The following is a 20947-nucleotide window of genomic DNA, read 5'->3' on the forward strand; positions in this document are numbered from 1 at the left end:
GGCACGCGTTCTTCCCTGCGTGCCCCACGTCCGGCTCTGCGCGCGGTCACCCGCCGTGCCTCCGACCGGTCCCTCTCCTCCGTTGCATCCGCTTCCGGGCCCGGAGGCCGGTGAGTCATGGCACTCACCGGTCGCCGTCTCGAGGTCGACCGGATCGCGACCCTCGCTGTACTCCCTCGTGAGTCCGCGATGGTCGTCGTCGGCGACCCTGGTTCCGGACGCAGCAGCGTCCTCGACGCGGTGTCCAACCGCGTCTCCCTCCCCGTCGTACGCGTCGGAGTGAACGGGAGTGAGTCCCACTGGCCCCTGGCCGGCGTGACCTCGCTCTTCACCGCACTCGACGATCCCCGTGCGACGGCCCACATCGCGCACCTCCTCCAGGGGAGCGCACCCGTCGACCGGCAGACGCCGGGGCTGGCGGCGGCGCATGACTTCCTCGACGCCGTGCACGCCCTCACCCTGCCGCCGACGCTCGTGCTGATCGACGACCTCGACCGCATGGACGTGGAGAGCCAGGAGCTCATCGCGTTCCTCGCGTCGCGGCTCGCCGGCACCGCACTGCGCGTCGTCGCCACGGTCCGCACCGTGCCGCCGGCGGGACCGCTCGCGGCCCTGCCGACGCTCCGGATCGAACCGCTGCCCTCGGACGAAGCACTCGTGCTCGCCCGTGACATGGCTCCGGAAGAGGCGAACGAGGGTGTCCTCGCCGTCCTCGCCGAGGAGACCGGTGGCAACCCCGGCGCACTGCGCGAGCAGCTCGCCGTGCTCAGTCGCGAGCAGCTGAACGGCTCCGAGCCGCTCGTGCTGCCGCTCCGACCGACCCCGACCACCGAGGCCATCGCGGCCCTGGTGCTCGGTTCCGCAGCAGGACGCGATCTGGACGTCCTGGCGCGGTTGGCCCTCGTCCCCGTGGCGAAGACCACCGGTTGGGACCGCGACGAGCTCGACGACCTGGCACACGCCGGACTCACCACCGTCAAGGGGCAGACCGTCTCGGTCCGCGATCCCCTGGTCCGTTCCGCGCTGTACTGGCGGATGCCGGCACGGGACCGTCGGGCCGCGCACACGGAACTCGCCGCGGCGAGCGCCGAGTCCGACCCGCGTGCGGCCGCGTGGCACCACAGCTTCGTCGACGACGTCCCGGACGTGGTCGCGCTGCTCCGTGCAGCCCGCTCGTACGTGGTGGACGGGAACGCCCAGGCGGCGGTCGTGCTCACCGAGCGCGCCCTGCACATCGGTTCGGGGCACGAGGACGAGCACGCTGCGCTCCTCGGTGTCGCCGAGGCCCTGCTGGCGAACCGGCTGCTCGGCTTCGCCGCGCGGTACCTCGCCGCGATCCGGCCGTTCCGCTCCACGGCGGACGAGACCCGTCGGCTCCGTCTGTCGTACTCGGTGCAGTACCTCAGCGGCGACGCCGTGCACGCGGACGAGCTCCTCGTGCCGGTCGACCCCGAGAACGCCGCCGAGGCGGACGCGCTCGGTGGGCTCCTCGCGATGGTCGCGTGCTTCCGGGCCGAGGCCTGGGAGCTCGACCACGCCAGGGACCTCCTCGCCCGGGCCGAGCCGCTCAAGCGGTCCGCGTCGCAGCACACCCTGGAGATCACGGAGACCGCGCACGAGCTCATCGCCGCGGTCGACGGGACCCTCCCGGCCGACACGGCGCTCCACGACGGGCTCTCCACCACGACGCTGGTGGGCATGTCCGACCCGGCGCTGCTGCTCCTCGCCCACGCGTTGAGCATCGCCGAGCGGTACCGCAGCGCCCGCCGCGTGTTCGCTCTCGTCCTCGCCCGGGGACAGGAGGCCATGCCGGTCTGGACCGAGGCCGCCCGCTACCTGTCCGCCGAGAACGAGGTGCGCTCCGGCAACTTCCGGCAGGCGCTCCGCGCGATCGACGTGTGGGAAGCCGGGTCGTCGGTGGTCGAGCGGCTCCGTGAGCCGTCCCGTGCCATCGCGCTCGCCTGGCGGCACTTCGCCGAGGGGCGCTCCCCCGAGGCGCTCGAGGTCCTCGACCGGTGCCTCGCGCAGCGTTCCACGAACCGTCTGTGGGGTGCGACCGCCAAGCTGCACGCCCTGCGCGGTCGGGTCCTGCTGCTCGACGGTCGGCTCGACGAGGCCGCGGCCTCGCTCGAGGCGGCGGACGCCATCGGTCGCTCGCTGCGGAACCCGGCGGTGCTCCGGCACCTCGGCGACCTGGTGGAGGCGTACTCGCGCCTCGACCGGATCGACGACGCCCGGGCGATCGCCGCGCGGCTCGCGGCGGACCACCACGCCCGCCCGTCGCGCTGGGGCGCCCTCGTCCTGGCGCGGAGCCTCGCGCTCGTCGCGGACGACACCACCCGTGACACCGCGCGTCGCCGTGCACTGGAGCTGTTCCAGCCGCACGACTCGCAGTTCGAACGTGCTCGGACCTTCGCGGCACTCGCTGCCGTGGGGACCCCGACGGAGCGTCCGCGCCTCGGTGCGGCCGCTGCGGCGGCGTACGAGGCGGCGGGGCTCCGGCGTCCGCTGGCCACCCCGGCCGCGACGGTCGCGATGCCGGTCTTCGGCTCGCCGACGTCGCTCCGGTCCGGGCCGGTGCTGTCCGCGCAGATGCCCGGGACGCCGCGCAGCGCGCCGGACGCCTCTGCCGTGCTCACCTCGCTCACCGCGGAGGAGCGCGCCGTCGTGCAGAAGGTGACGGAGGGGTACCGCAACCGCGAGATCGCCTCGTCGCTCTTCATGTCGCAGCGGACAGTGGAGCTGCGGCTGACGCAGATCTACCGCAAGGTGGGAGCGCGCTCGCGGTCGCACCTGGTCGCGCTGCTCACGTAGTCGAGACGCGACCCACCACCGGACGGGAGGCGCGGTGCCAGCTGGCACCGCGCCTCCCGTTCGTCGTCGGTGCGGGCCGTGGATGCGGGTTGCGGGACTCCGCACGCCCTGTCCTCCGAACGGGGGACCGCTCGCGGTGAACCGCAAGAGCGGGCGACGACCGTTGCCGTGTCACCGACCGGCGGGTGATGCTTCTCGTGCACCGACCGCCGTGCTCCTCCGGGAGCCCGCCCGTGGTACCCCGTCCGGTACCCGAACCGTCGGCCCACGAACGCCGTCGTCCGTCCTCGCCTGATCCGAGGACGGGCGGCGGCCCGGGCCGGCGGACCGGACGCACGGCAGACCCGACGGCGGTCGGTGCCGCAAGGCTCCTCCCTCCCCCACCCGAGCTGCTCCTCCCACCCGAAGGGAAACCAGATGTGCGGCATCATCGCGGCCCGCGTCACCGACGACGCGTCCCCCTACCTGCTCGACGGACTCGAACGACTCGAGTACCGCGGGTACGACTCGGCGGGCATCGCCGTCCGGACCGCCCACGGCGGCACCGAGACCATCCGGTCCGTGTCGCGCGTCGGTGACCTGCGCACGCTCGTCGCCGCACGCTCCGGCGACGCGCTGACGGGGGTCGGCATCGGGCACACCCGGTGGGCGACGCACGGCGTGGTCCGCGAGGCGAACGCGCACCCGCACGCCGACTGCTCCGGCCGGATCAGCATCGTGCACAACGGCATCGTCGAGAACGCCGACCGGCTCCGTGCGACGCTCGAGCGCCAGGGCCACGTGTTCTCGTCGGACGTCGACTCCGAGGTCATCGCGCACCTCGTCGAGCGGGCGCTCGCGGTGGACCCGGACCTTATGCTCGCGGTGCAGATCGCGACCGCGCAGCTCGAGGGCTCGTGGGCGATCGTGGTGCTCGACGCCCGGGACGGCCGCATGGTCGTCGCCGCCGAGCGCTCCCCCCTCGTCGTCGCACGGTCCGCCCGCGGCGACTTCGTGGCGAGCGACATCGGTGCGATCGCCGAGTGGTGCGAGACCTTCGTGGCACTCCGCGACGGCGACGTCGTCGAACTCGGCGAGGCCTGGACGTGGTCGTCCTCCGGCGTCACGGTCCCCGTGCCCTTCCCGACGCCGTCCCCGTTCGCCGCGACCGCGCTCGACCTCGGCGACCACCCGGACCACATGGCGAAGGAGATCGAGGAGCAGCCCGAGGTCGTCGCCTCGATCCTCGACCGGGTCGCCCGCCGGGCCGCCGACGGCAGCATGTGGGTCGGCCTGGGGCTCCCCGGGTTCCACCGACTGGCGATCGTCGCGTGCGGCACCTCGCTCAACGCCGGGCAGGTGATCGCCACCGCGCTGCGCGGGATCGGCGGCGTGCCGACGGACATCGTCGTCGCGAGCGAGGCCGACCAGGCGGTGCTCGGCCCGGACACGCTCGTGGTCGCCATCAGCCAGTCCGGCGAAACCGCCGACGTCCTCCGCGCCCTCGACCGCTTCGAGGACCGGCACCCGGTGCTCGCGCTCACGAACAACGTGCACTCGTCCCTGGCCCGCCGGGCGGACGCCGTGCTCGACTGCCACGCCGGCCCCGAGATCGGTGTCGCCGCGACGAAGACGTTCACCGCGCAGGTCGTCGTCGGCGTCGCCGCGGTGATCTCCGCGCTCGTCGCCTCGGGTCGGATCGACGGCGAACGCGCGGCCGCGCTCGTCGGCGAGCTCTCCGACCTCCCCGCCCGCATCGACCACGCCGCCGCGATCGCCGCCGACCGCATCCCGCTGCTCGTCTCGAGCGTCAAGGAAGCGACCGGCTTCCTCTTCCTCGGCCGCGGCGCCGGGCTGCCCTACGCGGCCGAGGGCGCGCTCAAGCTCAAGGAGCTCAGCTACCGCTGGGCCGAGGCCTACCCGGCCGGCGAGCTGAAGCACGGCCCGCTCGCGCTCGTCGACGAGGGCACCCCGGTCGTGGTCATCGACCACGGCGACCACCGACTGCAGGCGAACATCGCCGAGGTCCGTGCCCGCGGCGGGTTCGTCATCACGATCGGCGGCGAGGGGTCGGACATCCCCGCACTCGGCCGTCGCATCGTCGGCGACCTCGCCTGGGGTCGCGCGACCGCACCGTGGGGTCCGCTCGAGGCCGTCGTCCCGCTGCAGATGCTCGCCCGCGAACTCGCGCTCCAGCTGGGGTGCGACGTGGACAAGCCGAGGAACCTCGCCAAGTCGGTGACGGTCGAATAGCCAGGCACACGCGCTTCAACCGCCTGACGGTGTTCCTCGCCGTCCTCACGGCGCTCGCCATCGTCGCGACGGTCATCGTCATCGCCGCGACGCTGGTGCCGTCGTTGCTCCCCCAGGGTCTTGCCGGGTTCGTCACGGACGGTGCTGCGATCCTGGTCTCTTGACCACCGCAGCCCCGCCCCTCGTCGTCGTCGCGCTCCTCGTGGGCGCGGTCCTGCCGTTCGTGCCGTTCGTCGGCCGGGTGGCGCGCATCGCCGCGACGATCGCGCACGAGGTCGGGCACGCCGTCGTCGTCGTGCCGTTCGGCGGACGCATCCAGCGCATCGAGCTGCACCCGGACGGCTCGGGCGAGGCCTGGGTCCAGCTCGGCCGGGTCCCCGGTGCGATCCGGTGGCTCGTGCGGATCGTGAACCTGTACGCCGGCTACAGCGCGCCGCTCTGGGCCGGCGTGCTGCTCGTGACCGGGGTGCTGCACGGGTCGAGGTGGGTGCCCGTCGTGGTCCTCGGCGTCGTGGGGCTCGTCGCGCTCGCGTTCGTGCGGAACTGGTTCGGGATCCTCGTGGTCCTCGGCTTCGACGCGCTCGCGCTCTGGGTCGCCCTGCGCCCGTCCGAGACCACCGTGCTCGTCGTCGCCGCGGTCGGTGCGTTCTTCGTCGTGGACGGGATGCGCTCGGTGGTGCGGGTCGCCCGGTGGCTCGCGACCGGGGCCCGTGTGCAGACCGACTTCCACATCGCCGCGGCCGAGATGCGGGTACCGGCGACGGTGTGGTTCGTGCTGTTCGTCGCCGTGAACGCCGCCGCGGTGTGGCTCGCGCGCGGTCCGCTGCTCGAGGTGTGGGCGACCGTCTCCGACGGGGTGCGCGCGCTGTTCTGACGCGTGCGGCGGGCGGCAGTCGGCGGCGGCGGGTTGTTGGCCGACTCGGAACGACATCGTCGCTGTCGTACGACATCGACGTCGTCGCACCCCCGCGCGCGCAACAGTTGCGCCCGCGCGGCAACGACGAGCCCGCTGTCGTACGACATCGACGTCGTCGCACCCCCGCGCGCGCAACAACGCTGCGAGGATGACGACGATGCACCTCGACGACGTGACCACCGCCCTCGCCGCGACGACCGCTCCGCACCGCGACCGCTTCCTCGCGTTCGTGCGGACCCACGGCGACGCGGCACTCCGACGCGACGGCGGCCCGGAGCACCTCACCGCGTCGTGCTTCGTGTTCTCGCCCGACCTCGGGAGCGTGTTGCTGTGCCTGCACCGCAAGGGCCGGTTCTGGGTGCAGTTCGGGGGACACCTCGAACCGGGTGACCGCGACCTCGCCGACGCCGCCCGTCGCGAGGCCCGCGAGGAGTCGGGCATCGCCGACCTCGACCTGCTCAGCACCTCCGTGGCCGATCTCGACCGTCACGACCTGCACGGGGGCTTCGCCTGCGCCGCGCACTGGGACGTCGGCTTCGTCGCCGTGGTCGATCCCGCTCGGGCGACCACCGTCAGCGACGAGAGCGACGACGTCCGGTGGTTCGCCCTCGACGCACTGCCCGAGGGCCTCGCGCCCGGGCTGCCCGCACGCCTGGCCGCGGTGGTCGCCACGGTCGCGCACCGCGACTGACACCGGACGGGAGGCGCGGTGCGGCGCCGACCCGCGCCTCCAGTCCGGTGCGTGCGCACCTTCCGACGTCACACGCGTCGATCGACGGGTGCAGTGTCGCGATCGCCGCGCGAACCGCGCTACTCCCAGGGGTGCTGCGCCAGCTCCGCCGGGTCGACGACCCGCCCACCGGCCACCACGAGCGACCGCGGCACGCGGCGCACCAGCGCGTCCATCGGGTTCTCCGCGTCGACCAGGACGACGTCCGCGCGGGCACCGGCGACGATGTCGTGCTCCTCGTCCGTGACGAACCGTGCGCCGTCGCGCGACGCGATCTCGACCACCCGCACCAGGTCCTCGTCCCGCACCACCCCGCCGGCCCGCGCGTACTGCCACGCGATGCCGAGCACGTCGCCGTCGCCGTAGGGGCTCCACAGGTCGCGGATGCCGTCGGTGCCGAAGCCGAACCGCACCCCCGCGTCGTCGAACTCGTGCAGCGGCAGCTGCTTCATGCGCACCGGCGCGACCGTCGTCATCGTGACCCCGAGGCCCGCCATCCGGGCGAGCAGGTCGCGGCGCCGGACCGGGTCGACGTCGACGATCGCGAAGCCGTGCGCGACGTTGACCCTGCCGGGCGCGATGCCGAGCCGCTCGACGCGGTCGAGGATCAAGTCGAACGAGAACGCCCCGAGCTCGGCGGGCTCGTGCAGGTGGACGTCGATCCCGCACCCGGTGTCGGCGGCGATGTCGAACAGGCCGTCGAGGTGCCCGACGGGGTCGCGGTCGATGAGCGACGGGTCGAGGCCGCCGATGTGGTCCGCTCCGCCCTCCGCCGCACGGCGCAGCAGGTCGAGCACGCCGGGGCGCCGGAGCACGCCGTCCTGCGGGAACGCCACGATCGACAGCTCGACCGCGTCGTCGAGCGCGGCACCGGCGGCGCGGACGGCCTCGATGCCCCGGAGTCCGACTCCGAGGTCGACGTCCACGTGGGTGCGCACCCGGGTGGTGCCGGTGCGGAGCGACTCCCGCAGGACCCTGGTCGCGACGGCCTCGCCCGGGATCCCGAGGGCGTCACGCCGGGCGCGCTCGTGGGCGATCCGGCCCTGGGTCCCGCCCTCGCCGCCGTACGACTCCCACGGATGGCCCCACCAGCTCTTGTCGACGTGCGCGTGCGTGTTCACCAGCCCGGGGAGCGCGAGCTGCCCACGACCCTGCACCTCGGTCGCGCTGCCGGCCGGGACGGTGCCCGGGGGTGTGACCGCGGTGGTGCGGGAGCCGGTGACGACCACGTCGGCCCGTTCCCCTCCCCACGGTCGCACGTCGCGGATGATCAGGGTCGCGTCCTCGTCCACCATGCCCCCACCCTGCCAGTCCGGCCGCACCGGGTGTGCGCGGGACCCGCCGTAACGGAACGCCGCAAACGGGAACCGCGGAGGGAAGCCTGCGAGAGTACCGGCACGACGACGGCAGGAGGTGTCCCGTGACGGACGAGGCGCACGGTTTCGCGACCGAGCAGGTGCACGGCGGGTTCCAGCCCGACCAGGGCCACGGAGCGAGGGTCCCCGCGATCCACATGTCCTCGGGCTTCCTGTTCGACGACTTCGACCAGGCCCGCGACCGCTTCGCCGGGACCGACGACGGCTACACCTACACGCGGCTCGGCAACCCCACGAACGCCGACGTCGAGCGCCGGGTCGCGCTGCTCGAGCGCGGCGTCGAGGCGATCCTGGTCGGCAGCGGGCAGGCCGCCGCCACCGTCGCGTTCCTCGGCATCCTGCAGGCCGGCGACCACGTCGTCGCGGCGCGCAGCATCTACGAGGGCACCAAGGGCCTGCTCGTGCAGAACCTCGGACGCCTCGGCATCGAGGTCGACTTCGTCGCGGACCAGCGCGACCTCGACGAGTGGGCGCGACTCGTCCGCCCGAACACGAAGGCCTTCTTCGCCGAGACGATCCCGAACCCGAAGAACGACGTCCTCGACATCACCGGCGTCGCCGACACCGCGCACCGTGCGGGTGTGCCGCTCATCGTCGACAACACCCTCGCGACGCCGTACCTCGTGCGTCCGGTCGACCACGGTGCCGACATCGTCGTCCACTCGGCGTCGAAGTTCCTCTCCGGCCACGGTGCCGGGCTCGGCGGCGTGGTCGTCGACGGCGGCACCTTCGACTGGTCGGCCTCCCCGGACCGATGGGTGCACCTGACCAGCCCGGAACGGTCGCTCGGCGGCGAGAGCTACGTCGAGCGCTACGGCAGCCGCGCGTTCGTCGTCTTCGCACGCGACGTCGTCGCCTCGCGCATCGGCCCGACGCCCTCCCCCTTCAACTCCTTCCTGCTCCGCCAGGGCATCGAGACGCTGTCGCTGCGCGTGGAACGCCACAGCGCGAACGCGCTGGCTGTCGCGTCCTTCCTGGAGCAGCAGCCGGAGGTGACGAGCGTCGACTACGCGGGTCTCGCCTCCAGTCCGTTCCACGACCTCGCCCAGCGCTACCTGCCGCGCGGTGCCGGGTCCGTCTTCGCGTTCACGCTGGACGGCGGCGAAGCCGCTGCGCGGACCTTCATCGACAGCGTCCAGCTGTTCAGCCGGATGACCCACCTCGGTGACGTCCGCTCGCTGATCCTGCACCCCGCCACCACGACGCACGCCGGCAAGACGCCCCAGGAGCGCGCCGACCAGGGCATCGACGACGGCCTCATCCGCCTGTCGGTCGGCATCGAGGACGTCGCGGACCTGGTCCGCGACCTGTCGCGCGGGTTCGCCGCATTGCGTGGCGCGAGGGCGGGCCAGGAGGCGCGGGTCGACTCCGACTCGGAGCTCGCCTCCCTCGAACACGCCGTTCCCGGCAACCACGTCATCGCGGAGGAACTCTAGGAAATGGCCGGACTGCAGCACTTCGGGTACTTCTTCTCGCGCGGGTTCGGCCCGCAGGCGTGGGGCCGGTCCGACTGGGACTGGGGGCACGACTGGACGAAGCCCGACCTGTACCAGCAGTCCGTCCGCGCCCTCGAGCAGGCCGGCATGGACCTCGTCATCGCCGAGGACGCGATCTCGCTCGGCAACCCGTCGACGCTCGACCTGCGGATCCGGCAGGCGTACGGCGGCCCGAAGCACGACCCGCTCCTGCTCGCGCCGTACCTGTTCGCCGCGACCTCGCGCATCGGCATCGCGCCGACCGTGAACGCCGGGTTCACCCCGCCGTACCTCGCCGCACGGCAGTTCGCGACGCTCGCGCACCTCTCCGGCGACCGCTTCGGCGTCAACGTCGTGACGGACACCGGGAGCGCTCGGCACGCCGGGCTCGCTCCGCTCCCGCACGACGCCGCGTACGACCGCGCCGAGGAGTGGTTGCAGCTGGTGCGGCGGCTCTGGCACTCGTGGGGCTCCGGCTACGTCGGGGACCGCTCAGACTGGCACTTCGCGGACGGCGACGCCCTCGACGCGTTCCACCACGAGGGTGCCTACTTCACCGCGGACGGCCCGCTCAACGCCCTCCCGCTCGACTCCGACCCGATCGTGGTCTCCCCCGGCGGCTCCGGCCGCGGGCTCGGGTTCGCCGGCACGCACTCGGACGTGCAGCTCGCGCTCGCACCGCTGTCCGCGGCAGCCGTGCGGGACTACCGTGCGCGGGTGCTCTCCGCCGCGGCCGACGCCGGACGCACCGCCGACGCGCTGCGGATCCTGTTCGTCCTCAAGCCCGAGATCGTGTCGTCGGCGGCCGAGGCGGACCGCGTCGTCGACGCCTCCCGGCACCCGTCCGACGACGACCTCCGCACCGCGGCGATCGCGTGGTCGAGCGACTCCGAGACGGACCTGCTCGCGCTCGACCTCGATGCGCCGATCCCGGCGGGGACGTTCGGCGACCACGTCTCGGCGGGGACGATCCGCGGCCTCGTCGGCGACACCCCCGACGCACCGCTGCGCACGCTCCTCGAACGCAAGGCCCGGAAGGGTCGGGTGTCCTCGCGCGAGGGCTTCGTCGGGACCGCCGACGAGTTCGCGGACTTCATCGAGGAGCTCGGCGCGGACGCCGACAACGACGGCATCATCTTCTCGGGCGACCTGCACCCGGCGCAGGTCTACCGGATGCTCGGCGACCTCGTGCCGGTGCTCCGGCGCCGTGGGCTCCTGCGACGGGAGTACGGCGCCGGAGGCATCCGGCAGAACCTGTTCGACTTCTGAGACCGCGCGCCCCGTGGCGCGGGTCCTAGTGGTGGACGGGCTCCACGACGCCGCTCTCCTCGACGTCGCGGACGTCCTCGGCGGTGCGGAGGATCTCGTCGCGGTCGGACGCCGAGTTGATCGCCCAGTAGTAGATCACCAGGGAGAACACCGCCACCACGACGATGTCGATCCACAGCGGGAACACCGGGTGCGTCAGCGGGCCGAAGTCGCTGAGGAACACGATGAGCCCCATGCCGATCAGGTACGGCAGCAGCCACTGGGCCGCCTTCCAGTCCCAGCGCGGGCGGACGCTCGAGGCGCCGCGGAACACGTTGTTGAGGATGATCACCACGGCACCGATGAGGATCGCGACCCCGAGCTTCCAGTCGGTGTCCCACCCGGTCCAGAGGATGATGAGGTTCGCGACGACGAACGCGATCGGTGAGAGCAGCGTCGCGGCCGGCATCCGGTAGGGGCGCTCGACCTCGGGGATCCGCTTCCGGAACGCGCCGAGGGCCAACGGTGCACCGGCGTACATCAGGACGGACGCACTCGTGATGAGGCTGACCAGCCCCTGCCACGACGGGAACGGCGCGAAGCACGCGCACCCGACGACGAATGCCACGATGAGGCCGACCCAGGGCACGCCCTGCTTCGTCGTCCACTCGAAGGCCTTCGGGAAGTACCCGTTGCGGCTGAGCCCGTACGAGATGCGGCTCGTGGCCGTCACGTAGATGAGACCGGTGCCGGCAGGCGAGATGATCGCGTCGATGAAGATGACCACGGCGAGCCAGGTGATGCCGGCCGCCATCGCGATGTCGGCGAACGGTCCGGTGTACTTCGTGAAGTCCGCGGTCGCCCACGAGCCCTGGATCGCGTCGGAGCGCAGGACGCCGAGGAACACGATCTGGAGCAGCAGGTAGATCACGAGCCCGATGAGCACCGAGCCGATGACGGCGCGCGGGATGTCGCGCTTCGGGTTCTTGGCCTCGCCGGCGAGCTGGTCCGCCTGCTCGAAGCCGAGGAACGCGAAGATGATGCCCGACGTCGACACCGCGGCGAGGATGCCCTTCGCACCCTCGGGCATGAAGCCGTCCGCCGCCGTGAAGTTCGAGCCGTGGAACCCGCTGAACGCCAGGACGATGATGACCAGCAGGGGGATGGCGACCTTCCACCAGGTCGCCGCGGAGTTCGTGTTCGCGAGGATCTTCACGCTGAGCATGTTGATCACCGTGACGACCGCCATCAGGACGATCGCCACCGCGATCCCGGCGCCGGTCAGCAGCTGCTGGGTCTCCCCCTCGATGACCACGGTGTGCAGCCACGGGTGGGCGAACTGCCAGTGCTGTGCGTACTTGATCATCGCCTCGACCTCGATCGGGGCGACCGTCACGGACTGCAGCCACGAGAACCACCCGAAGGAGGCTCCGGCGATGCCGCCGAAGGCGATGTGGGGGAACCGCGCTGTTCCACCCGCGATCGGGAACATCCCGCCGAGCTCGGCGTGCACGAGTGCGAGGACGAGGATCGCCACGCCACCGATGAGCCACGAGATGATCGCGGCGGGCCCGGCGGTCTTCAGGGCCTCCTGCGAACCGAAGAGCCAGCCGGAGCCGATGATCGACCCCGTCGAGGCCCAGATGAGCCCGATGAAGCCGACGTTGCGCTTGAGGCCGGAGTCCGGCAGCGCCTGTGTCGTTGTAGCCACTGTTGCTCCTGTCGATGAGCGCCGCCCCACGGACGGGGGCTGCGCTCATCGACTCTGGCACCGTGACAGCACTTTGGTCGGATTGTTTAACACAATGGAAACAAACGTGCTGTACAAGCCCTCAGGCTACTTCTTGTCGTGCTTCTTCTTGCTCTTCTTGTCCGACTTCTTCTTGTCGTCCTGCTTCCTGTCCGACTTCTTGTCCGACTTCTTCTTCGCATCCTGCTTCTTGCCGGACTTCTTCTTGTCGGACTTCTGCTTGCCCTTCTTGTCCGGCTCGGGCTCGGGCTCGGGCGACTCCACCCCGTCGACGGGTTCGACCACCACCGCGCTCCCCGTGTCGGCGAGGACGTCGACCTCGCGCTCCTCGAGCGTCGGCGCGAGCGCGTCCTCCACCCGCTCGACGACGATCGACGCGCCGTCCTCGGCGAGCCGGACGAGCGCCTGGGCCGCCCGGACGCGGGTCGTCGTCTTCCGGGCGAGCACGTCGGCGCGGGCACCCTCGAGGAAGGCACGGAGCGACCGTTCGACCACCGAACGACCCCGCGGCGCCGAACGGTCGAGGCGGTCGAGCTCACCGACCACACCGGAGACGTCGTCCTCGACGTGCTCGTGCCGCACGGACTCGATGAGCGCGGCGATCGCGGCGGCGCCACGCTCGACGGCCGCGGATCGCTGGTCGAGCACGACGAGCATCTCGATGACCGAGCCGTACGTCACCGTCTCGAGGCGGACCGGCTCGGCCCCACGCCCGCGGATGACCAACCGGGCGTCCGGCGTCGGCAGCCACGCGGCCAGCGCAGCGACGGTCGCGACCGAGGCCACCGCCCGCTCGTAGTCGGCGAGCACCACTCGCTCCTGCTCTCGCAGTCGGACTCGGATCGCGATCTCCTGCACCACGTGGACCTCCCGTTCGTGGGCACGGGCGTGTTCCCGCGCCTGCTGCGGATCGTAGTCCTCGGAGGTGGCGGGACAGCGAACGCCCCGGCATCGTCCGGGGACGGTGTCGGGGCGTTCGGTGTGGCAGTGCGTGACAGCGGTGCGGCGTCCGGCGAATGGTGGAGATGGGGGGAATCGAACCCCCGTCCATCGCTGCAATTCGACGTCTTCTACGGGCGTATCCGGATGGTTCGTTCTGCTCGGCCCCGTCCTTTGCTACCGGCTTCTAGGACGACGGGCCCAGTCTCAGTGCAAGTCCCGCACGGCCCTGAGGCGCAACCGTGCAGCAAGTCCTCTGGATGACGCCGGAACTCAGGTTAGAAGACGATCACCTGGCCGACGGACTTCATGTGCTGGGCTGCTTACGCAGCGAGAGCGAAGTCAGTGCGCTTGGAATTGGCACTTGTTGTTTTCCACGGATCGTTGACGAGATGACCGTGGGTCCTCGGCCCGCTTCCCGTCGGCACACAGGCAATGTCGAAACCGATCATCCCCATGCGGGCCGGACGTGCGAACCGCTGTCACGCTGTTGAGTTGCCAATGCTCCGATCGGAGCAGTCCCTCAGTCTAGCCGACCGAGGTGCGACGGCGCTACTCGCCGACGCGGTTCCGGGTGCGCATGGCCCGCTCGGCCTCGCGCTTGTCCGTCTTCTCGCGCAGGGCCTGGCGCTTGTCGAACTCCCGCTTGCCCTTCGCGACCGCGATCTCCACCTTGGCCCGGCCGTCGTGGAAGTAGATCTGCAGCGGCACGAGCGTGTAGCCGCCCTGCGCCGTCTTGTGCGAGATCTTCACGATCTGCTGCTTGTGGAGGAGCAGCTTCCGCTTGCGCCGGGGAGCGTGGTTGTTCCACGTGCCCTCGGTGTACTCGGGGATGTGCACGGCGTCGAGCCAGGCTTCGCCGCCGTCGATGAAGGCGTACCCGTCGACGAGCGAGGCGCGCCCTTCGCGGAGGGACTTCACCTCGGTGCCGGACAACACCATGCCGGCCTCGTACGTGTCCTCGATCAGGTAGTCGTGACGCGCGCGACGGTTCGTCGCCACGATCTTCTCGCCGCGTTCCTTCGCCATGCGTGTCTCCTTCCGTGCGGTCGCTGCGGATGCGCAGCCCTACAGACTACCCAACGCGCGGCGTCCACCGCACCTTCCCGGCGCGCCGCCCGCGCCGGGCCGGGATCGGCCGCCGCCGAGACTCGGCCCCGCGGACACTTTCGCGGCACCGGAGGCACGAAAGTGTCCGCCGGCCCGAGACTCGGCCAGCACGACCGCCGGCGCGTCAGACCTTCAGGTAGCGGCGGATCGCGACGAAGGCGGACAGTCCCGCCAGCACGATGCCGATCACGATCACCGACGGCACCACGACGGCCGCGTCCCCCATGCCGATGAACGCCGTGCCCGAGAACCGCTGCGCGAGGTAGTTCCGCACGAAGAACCAGACCACCGCAGTGATCGCGCCACCGGCCAGGACGGCCCCGATGGCAGCGGCGATCACCCCCTCGAGCACGAAGGGTGTCTGGATGAACCGGTTCGACGCCCCCACCAGGCGCATGATGCCGAGCTCTCGCCGTCGACTGAACGCGGACAACCGGATCGTGGTGGCGATGAGCAGCACGGCGGCGACGAGCATGAGCGCCGCGATGCCGATCGCCGTGTACGACGAGGCGTTGAGCAGGTTGAAGATCGGTTGCAGGTACCCGCGCTGGTCGACCACGCTCTGGACGCCCGCGACCTTCGACAGGCTCTCGACGAGGACGTCCGCCTGCGACGGGTTCTTCAAGTTCACCCAGAACGTCTCGTTGAGGTACTCGGGCTTGACGAACTCCGTCGCCGGCGAGTCCTTGAACTGCTGCTTGAACCGGTCGTACGCCTGGTCCTGGTCCTCGTAGTACGTCTTCTCGATGTACGGCTTGAGGGTCGACGAGTCGAGCTGCTCCTGGACCTGCTTGCGCTGGTCGTCGGTGGCCTTGGCCCCCGTGCAGTTGCCCGTGGTGTCGGTGTCGGTGCAGAGGTAGACCGCGACCTGCGCCCGGTCGTACCAGTACCCCTTCATCTGGTTGATCTGCATCTGGAGCAGGATCGCGGTGCCGACGAAGGTGAGCGAGATGAAGGTCACGAGGACGACGGACACGACCATCGACGCGTTGCGCCGCAGGCCCGAGCCGACCTCGGACATGACGAGCCCGAGCCTCATCGGATGATCCCCGGGATGGTCTGGATGCCGGTGGTGTTCGAGACGCCCGCGCGCTGGATCGGCACGGCCTGGGTCTGGTAGCCGCCGGACTGCTCGTCGCGCAGGATCGTCCCGTTCGAGAGCTCGATGACGCGGCGCTGCATCTGGTTGACGATGCTGGCGTCGTGGGTCGCCATGAGCACGGTGGTGCCTCCCTGGTTGATGCGTTCGAGGAGCGCCATGATGCCGGCCGAGGTCGTCGGGTCGAGGTTGCCGGTGGGCTCGTCGGCGAGGAGGATCGCCGGCTTGTTGACGACGGCGCGGGCGATCGCCACGCGCTGCTGCTCACCACCGGAGAGTTCGTGCGGCATGCGCGTCGCCTTGCCGGCGAGGCCCACGAGCTTCAGCACGTCGGTGACGGCCTCGCTGATGAAGCCCTTGCTCTTGCCGATCACCTGCAGCGAGAACGCGACGTTGTCGAACACGTTCTTGTTCGGCAGCAGCCGGAAGTCCTGGAAGACCACGCCGAGGTTGCGGCGGAAGTACGGGACCTTGCGCGACGACAGGGCGCCGAGCCGCTGCCCGAGCACGTGGATCTGCCCGCGCGACGGCTTCTCCTCCTTCAGCACGAGGCGGAGGAAGCTGGACTTGCCGGACCCGGACGCGCCCACGAGGAAGACGAACTCCCCCTTGAGGATCTCGAGGGAGATGGCGTCGAGGGCGGGGCTCGGGTTGCCCGAGTACACCTTGGTGACCTGGTCGAATTTGATCATGACCGGATCAGGGTAGGTCGCGTCGCCCGGAAATCAACCGAGGCGCGCGGCTCAGGAATCGTCGGATTGCTTGCGCCAGCGGATGCCCGCGTTGATGAACCCGTCGAGGTCGCCGTCGAACACGGCTGAGGGGTTGTTCACCTCGTGCTCGCTCCGCAGGTCCTTCACCATCTGGTACGGCGCCAGCACGTACGAGCGGATCTGGTCGCCCCAGCTCGCCGTGATGTTGCCGGCCAGTTCCTTCTTCTTCGCGTTCTCCTCTTCCTTCTTGAGGAGCAGGAGGCGCGACTGCAGCACGCGCATGGCGGCGGCACGGTTCTGGATCTGCGACTTCTCGTTCTGCATCGAGACGACGGTGCCGGTCGGGATGTGGGTCAGGCGGACCGCGGAGTCCGTCGTGTTGACCGACTGCCCGCCGGGGCCCGACGAGCGGAACACGTCGACGCGGATGTCGTTCTCGGGGATGTCGATCGACTCGGTCTCCGGCATGAGCGGGATGACCTCGACCGCAGCGAACGACGTCTGCCGCTTGCCCGCGGCGCCGAACGGCGACATCCGGACGAGGCGGTGCGTGCCGGCCTCGACCGACAGGGTGCCGAAGGCGTGCGGGGCGTCGACCTCGAACGTGGCGGACTTGATGCCCGCTTCTTCGGCGTAGGACGTGTCCATCACGGTGGTCTTGTAGCCGTGCTGCTCCGAGTAGCGGAGGTACATGCGCAGCAGCATCTCGGCGAAGTCCGCGGCGTCGACACCACCGGCACCGGCACGGATCGTGATGACCGCGGGTCGGTCGTCGTACTCGCCGTCGAGGAGCGTCTGCACCTCGAGGTCGCCCATCGTCTTCTGGATCGCCTTGAGCTCGGCGGCAGCTTCGTCGGCGGAGTCCTGGTCGTCGGCCTCGTTCGCCATCTCGACCAACACCTCGAGGTCGTCGATGCGGCGCTCGGTGTCGGTGATCTTCTTCAGCTCCGACTGCCGGTGCGAGAGCGCGCTCGTCACCTGCTGCGCGTGCTCGACGTCGTCCCAGAGGTCCTGGGCCCCGGCCTGCTCGCTGAGGTCGGCGATCTCACGCTGCAGGCGGTCGACGTCGACCACCGAGCGGATGTTGCCGAAGGTCTCGCGGAGGGCGGAGAGCTGCTCGGTGAAGTCCAGTTCGACCATGATCACCGATCCTACCGGTGCTTCCCAGCCCCGGAGGCGCGGCTCGGCCCCGGTGGACCGGTCAGCGCCCCAGGAGCGGTTCCCTCGACGCCATCCCCGCGGCTCCGGCGCGCGCCACCGCGTCCGGCAGCGCGGCGAGGAACGCGTCGACGTCGGCGTCGGTCGTGGTGTGCCCGAGCGTGATCCGGAGCGCACCGCGGGCGTCCTGCTCCGACAGCCCCATGGCGAGCAGGACGTGCGAGGCCTCGGGCACGCCGGCCTGGCACGCCGAGCCGGTCGACACCGCGACCCCGGCGGCGTCGAGCAGGAAGAGCAGCGAGTCCCCCTCGCAGCCCGGGAACGTGAAGTGCGCGTTGCCGGGGAGTCGGTCGACCGGGTCCCCCATCAGCACCGCGGTGGGCACCGCTGCCCGCACCCCGGCGACGAGCCGGTCCCGCAGTGCCCGGACGTCCGCGTGCGGCATGGAGGCCGCGACCCCGAAGGCTGCCGCTGCCGGGGCGTCCTGCGTCCCGCTCCGCACCTGGCGCTGCTGCCCGCCCCCGTGGATGAGCGGCTCGACGGTCGCGCGACGGCCGAGCACGAGCGCGCCGATGCCGACCGGGCCGCCGATCTTGTGCGCCGACACGCTCAACGCGTCGAGCCCGGAGGCGGCGAACGACACCGGTACCTGGCCGTACGCGGCGACCGCGTCGCTGTGGACGGGCACGCCCGCGGCGTGCGCGAGCTCGACGATCCGCGACACCGGCGCGACCGTGCCGACCTCGTTGTTCGCCCACAGGAACGTGACCAGGGCGACGTCCGAGGCGTCGGCGAGCCGCGCCTCCAGGGCCACCAGGTCGACGCGACCCTGTGCGTCCAACGGGACCACGTCGACGACCGCGCCCTCGTGGCGCTCGAGCCACTCGACCGTGTCGACCGTCGCGTGGTGCTCCCCACCGGGGACGACGATGCGCGGGCGCGGACGGTCCTGCTGCCGCGCCCAGAACATGCCCTTCACGGCGAGGTTGATGCTCTCGGTGCCGCCGGAGGTGAAGACGACCTCGACCGGGTCGGCGTCGAGCGAGGCGGCGACGGCGGCGCGGCCGTCCTCGAGCAGCATCTTCGCCTGCTGCCCCGCGCTGTGGATCGACGACGGGTTGCCGACGGTGCCGAGCGCGGCGGTGAACGCGGCGAGCGCCTCCGGCAGGATCGGCGTCGTCGCGGCGTGGTCGAGGTAGACCGGCATCTGCACCCCCTGAACGAGCGTTTCCAGGATACTCGTCGGTCCTCGTACCCTTGGTGCCATGCACGAGACGGCGATCGACGAGACCCCGGGGTTCCTCCTGACCGCCGACGTCCCGCGGTTCTCGGTGCGGTCGGCGACGGCGACGGCTGTGTCGGTCGTGGTCGACGGCCGCGGCACGTTCCCGCTGACGCGGTCCGGCGACGTCTGGGCGGGTGCCGTGCCGGGAGTCGAACCCGGGGACACGTACCACCTGCTCGTGGACGGTCCCGCCGGTCCGCGCGACGAGTTCGACGCGGTGCGTCCGCTGCTCGACCCGTACGCCCGTGGGATCGTGCGCGGCACCGGACCACGCTGGACGGGCGTCGTGGTCGACGACGCGTTCGACTGGGGCGGGGTGGTCAAGCCGACGACGCCGCTCGACCGGGTCGTCGTGTACGAGGCGAACGTCCGGACCCTGACCGCGACGAACCCGGCCGTCCCGGAGGACCTCCGCGGCACGTACGCCGGCGTCGCCCACGAGAGCACCATCGCGCACCTGCACCGGATCGGCGTGACCACGCTCGAGCTGCTGCCCGTGCACGCCTTCGACACCGAACGGTGGCTGCGGGACGCCGGACGCGAGAACGCCTGGGGCTACAACACGCTCGGGTTCTTCGCGCCGCACGCCGCCCACGCCTCCCCCGGCGCGCGGGCCGAGGGTGCCTCCGCGGTGCTGCGCGAGTTCAAGGGCATGGTCCGGCTCCTGCACGCCGCCGGGATCCAGGTCGTCCTCGACGTCGTCTACAACCACACCGCAGAAGAGGGCCTCGGCGGCCCGACGACCTCGCTCCGGGGCATCGACGGGGCGAACCGCTACCGGTGGACCGCCGACGGCGCCTCGTACTACGACACCACCGGCTGCGGGAACACCCTCGACACCTCGGTCGAGGCCACGGCCGACCTCATCGTCGACAGCCTGCGCTACTGGGCGCGCGAGGTGCAGGTCGACGGGTTCCGGTTCGACCTGATGGCGGCGCTCGGCCGCGACGCCGACCACGTGTTCGACCCGTCGCACCCGCTGCTCGAGCGGATCCGGAACCACCCGGACCTGCAGGACACCCTGGTCATCGCCGAACCGTGGGACGTCGGACCGGACGGGTGGAAGACGGGCTCGTTCGGCGCGCGGACGAGCGAGTGGAACGACGGCTTCCGGAACACCGTGCGGCAGTTCTGGCTCACCGACATCGCCGAGGAGCGACGCCACGGCGCCCCCGCCACCGGCATCGGCGCGCTCGCCGGGGCCCTGACCGGCTCGCGCCACCTCTTCGACACGGCACGCGGGCCGCTCGCCGGCATCAACTTCGTCACCGCCCACGACGGCTTCACCCTGCTCGACCTGGTGTCGTACGACGGCAAGCACAACGAGGCGAACGGCGAGGAGAACCGCGACGGCTCGAACGACAACCGCTCGTTCAACCACGGCATCGAGGGCGACACCGCCGACCGCGGCGTGCGGGCGGCGCGGGGCCGGTCGATGCGGAACCTCGTCGCGACGCTCATGCTCTCCGCGGGCGTGCCGATGCTCACCGCCGGCGACGAGCGGAGCCGGACGCAGCACGGCAACAACAACGCCTACGTGGTGTCCGAGGACCTCACCCCGGTCGACTGGTCGGACGACGAGGACGCCGAGGCGATGACCGAGGCCGTCTCCGCACTCGCACGGCTCCGCGCCGCGCACCCCGCCCTCCGGCCGACCCGGTTCGGCGTCGAGGGGCAGGAGACCCCCGGTGCGTCCCGGATGTCCTGGTACGGGCCCGACGGTCACCCGATGACGGCCGAGGGGTGGGACCAGCCGATCCACCGCGCACTGCAGTACTTCGTCGAGTCGACGCCGGAGCACGAGCCGTTCGACCGCGTCCTCGTGGTGGTGCACGGCAGTGGGCGCACGCGGGACATGACGCTGCCCGTGCGCGAGGACGTGCTCGGGTACCGGCTCGCCTGGTCCAGCGAGAAGCACCGCGACCACGAGCGGCTCCGGCCCGCGGGTCAGGTGTTCACGGCGTACGGGCCGGGCATCCACGTGTTCGAGATCGCCTGACGGCGGCCCGTCCAGGAGGCGCGGGTCGGCTCCGGCACGGCGGTCGCGCAGTGCTCCTCCACAGCGCCACGGCGCGCCCGGGTCTCCACCGACGGCACGTTCC

At 71.5% G+C, this 20947-nt stretch carries 16 protein-coding genes and 1 other RNA gene; 8 read left to right on the forward strand and 9 right to left on the reverse strand.

The genetic code is table 11. The features are described from left to right. The first annotated feature begins 117 nt into the window (after window positions 1-117). From BJK06_RS01160 to BJK06_RS01175, 5 genes are all read left to right on the forward strand, one after another. Window positions 118-2814, forward strand: coding sequence for a LuxR family transcriptional regulator (locus BJK06_RS01160; protein ID WP_070416373.1), 2697 nt, complete (start codon window positions 118-120; stop codon window positions 2812-2814). A 417-nt stretch (window positions 2815-3231) separates the two neighbouring features. Next, window positions 3232-5046, forward strand: coding sequence for a glutamine--fructose-6-phosphate transaminase (isomerizing) (gene glmS / locus BJK06_RS01165; protein WP_070416374.1), 1815 nt, complete (start codon window positions 3232-3234; stop codon window positions 5044-5046). 29 nt (window positions 5047-5075) lie between these two features. Beyond that, entirely contained in the window at window positions 5076-5210 is a 135-nt protein-coding gene (locus tag BJK06_RS18945) for a hypothetical protein (protein WP_258027676.1), read from the forward strand. Further along, window positions 5207-5920, forward strand: a complete 714-nt coding sequence (locus tag BJK06_RS01170; RefSeq protein WP_070416375.1) for a M50 family metallopeptidase — start codon at window positions 5207-5209, stop codon at window positions 5918-5920. The genes BJK06_RS18945 and BJK06_RS01170 overlap by 4 nt, the downstream gene beginning before the upstream one ends. Before the next feature lie 190 nt (window positions 5921-6110). After that, window positions 6111-6653, forward strand: coding sequence for an NUDIX hydrolase (locus BJK06_RS01175; RefSeq protein WP_258027677.1), 543 nt, complete (start codon window positions 6111-6113; stop codon window positions 6651-6653). 119 nt (window positions 6654-6772) lie between these two features. Here BJK06_RS01175 and BJK06_RS01180 read toward each other — a convergent pair whose 3' ends face one another. Next, a complete protein-coding gene (locus tag BJK06_RS01180; RefSeq protein WP_070416376.1) occupies window positions 6773-7987 on the reverse strand; it encodes an amidohydrolase family protein in 1215 nt (404 codons plus the stop codon). A gap of 125 nt (window positions 7988-8112) precedes the next feature. On the opposite strand from BJK06_RS01180, the gene BJK06_RS01185 reads away from it, so the two are divergent. Both BJK06_RS01185 and BJK06_RS01190 read left to right on the forward strand, forming a co-directional pair. Then, window positions 8113-9504 carry an O-acetylhomoserine aminocarboxypropyltransferase/cysteine synthase family protein gene (locus BJK06_RS01185; RefSeq protein WP_070416377.1) on the forward strand — a complete coding sequence of 464 codons (1392 nt, stop codon included), beginning with the start codon at window positions 8113-8115 and terminating at the stop codon, window positions 9502-9504. A 3-nt stretch (window positions 9505-9507) separates the two neighbouring features. Continuing rightward, the gene (locus BJK06_RS01190) at window positions 9508-10812 is read left to right on the forward strand and encodes an LLM class flavin-dependent oxidoreductase (protein WP_070416378.1); all 1305 of its coding nucleotides are present in this window, start codon (window positions 9508-9510) and stop codon (window positions 10810-10812) included. A gap of 25 nt (window positions 10813-10837) precedes the next feature. Here the strand turns inward: BJK06_RS01190 and BJK06_RS01195 are convergent, their stop codons facing one another. The 8 genes from BJK06_RS01195 to BJK06_RS01230 form a co-directional block, all read right to left on the reverse strand. After that, complete coding sequence (locus tag BJK06_RS01195) at window positions 10838-12502, reverse strand: APC family permease (protein WP_070416379.1); 1665 nt, start codon at window positions 12500-12502, stop codon at window positions 10838-10840. Between the two features lie 126 nt (window positions 12503-12628). Continuing rightward, on the reverse strand, window positions 12629-13402 hold the full coding sequence (locus tag BJK06_RS18395; RefSeq protein ID WP_070416380.1) for a hypothetical protein: 774 nt from the start codon (window positions 13400-13402) through the stop codon (window positions 12629-12631). 156 nt (window positions 13403-13558) lie between these two features. After that, window positions 13559-13936: a transfer-messenger RNA gene (gene ssrA, locus BJK06_RS01205) on the reverse strand. A 96-nt stretch (window positions 13937-14032) separates the two neighbouring features. Further along, window positions 14033-14509 carry an SsrA-binding protein SmpB gene (gene smpB, locus BJK06_RS01210; protein ID WP_022907777.1) on the reverse strand — a complete coding sequence of 159 codons (477 nt, stop codon included), beginning with the start codon at window positions 14507-14509 and terminating at the stop codon, window positions 14033-14035. 205 nt (window positions 14510-14714) lie between these two features. Next, window positions 14715-15629 carry a permease-like cell division protein FtsX gene (gene ftsX, locus BJK06_RS01215; protein ID WP_070416381.1) on the reverse strand — a complete coding sequence of 305 codons (915 nt, stop codon included), beginning with the start codon at window positions 15627-15629 and terminating at the stop codon, window positions 14715-14717. After that, complete coding sequence (gene ftsE / locus BJK06_RS01220; protein WP_070416382.1) at window positions 15626-16381, reverse strand: cell division ATP-binding protein FtsE; 756 nt, start codon at window positions 16379-16381, stop codon at window positions 15626-15628. The genes ftsX and ftsE overlap by 4 nt, the downstream gene beginning before the upstream one ends. A gap of 51 nt (window positions 16382-16432) precedes the next feature. Next, on the reverse strand, window positions 16433-17542 hold the full coding sequence (gene prfB / locus BJK06_RS01225; protein ID WP_070419094.1) for a peptide chain release factor 2: 1110 nt from the start codon (window positions 17540-17542) through the stop codon (window positions 16433-16435). A gap of 61 nt (window positions 17543-17603) precedes the next feature. Next, on the reverse strand, window positions 17604-18767 hold the full coding sequence (locus BJK06_RS01230; protein ID WP_070419095.1) for a cysteine desulfurase family protein: 1164 nt from the start codon (window positions 18765-18767) through the stop codon (window positions 17604-17606). 58 nt (window positions 18768-18825) lie between these two features. Here BJK06_RS01230 and BJK06_RS01235 point away from each other — a divergent pair, with 58 nt between their 5' ends. Beyond that, complete coding sequence (locus tag BJK06_RS01235; RefSeq protein WP_070416383.1) at window positions 18826-20844, forward strand: glycogen-debranching protein; 2019 nt, start codon at window positions 18826-18828, stop codon at window positions 20842-20844. Window positions 20845-20947: the final 103 nt, after the last annotated feature.

This window comes from Curtobacterium sp. BH-2-1-1 (genome assembly GCF_001806325.1).
In the GTDB taxonomy this organism is placed as follows: domain Bacteria; phylum Actinomycetota; class Actinomycetes; order Actinomycetales; family Microbacteriaceae; genus Curtobacterium.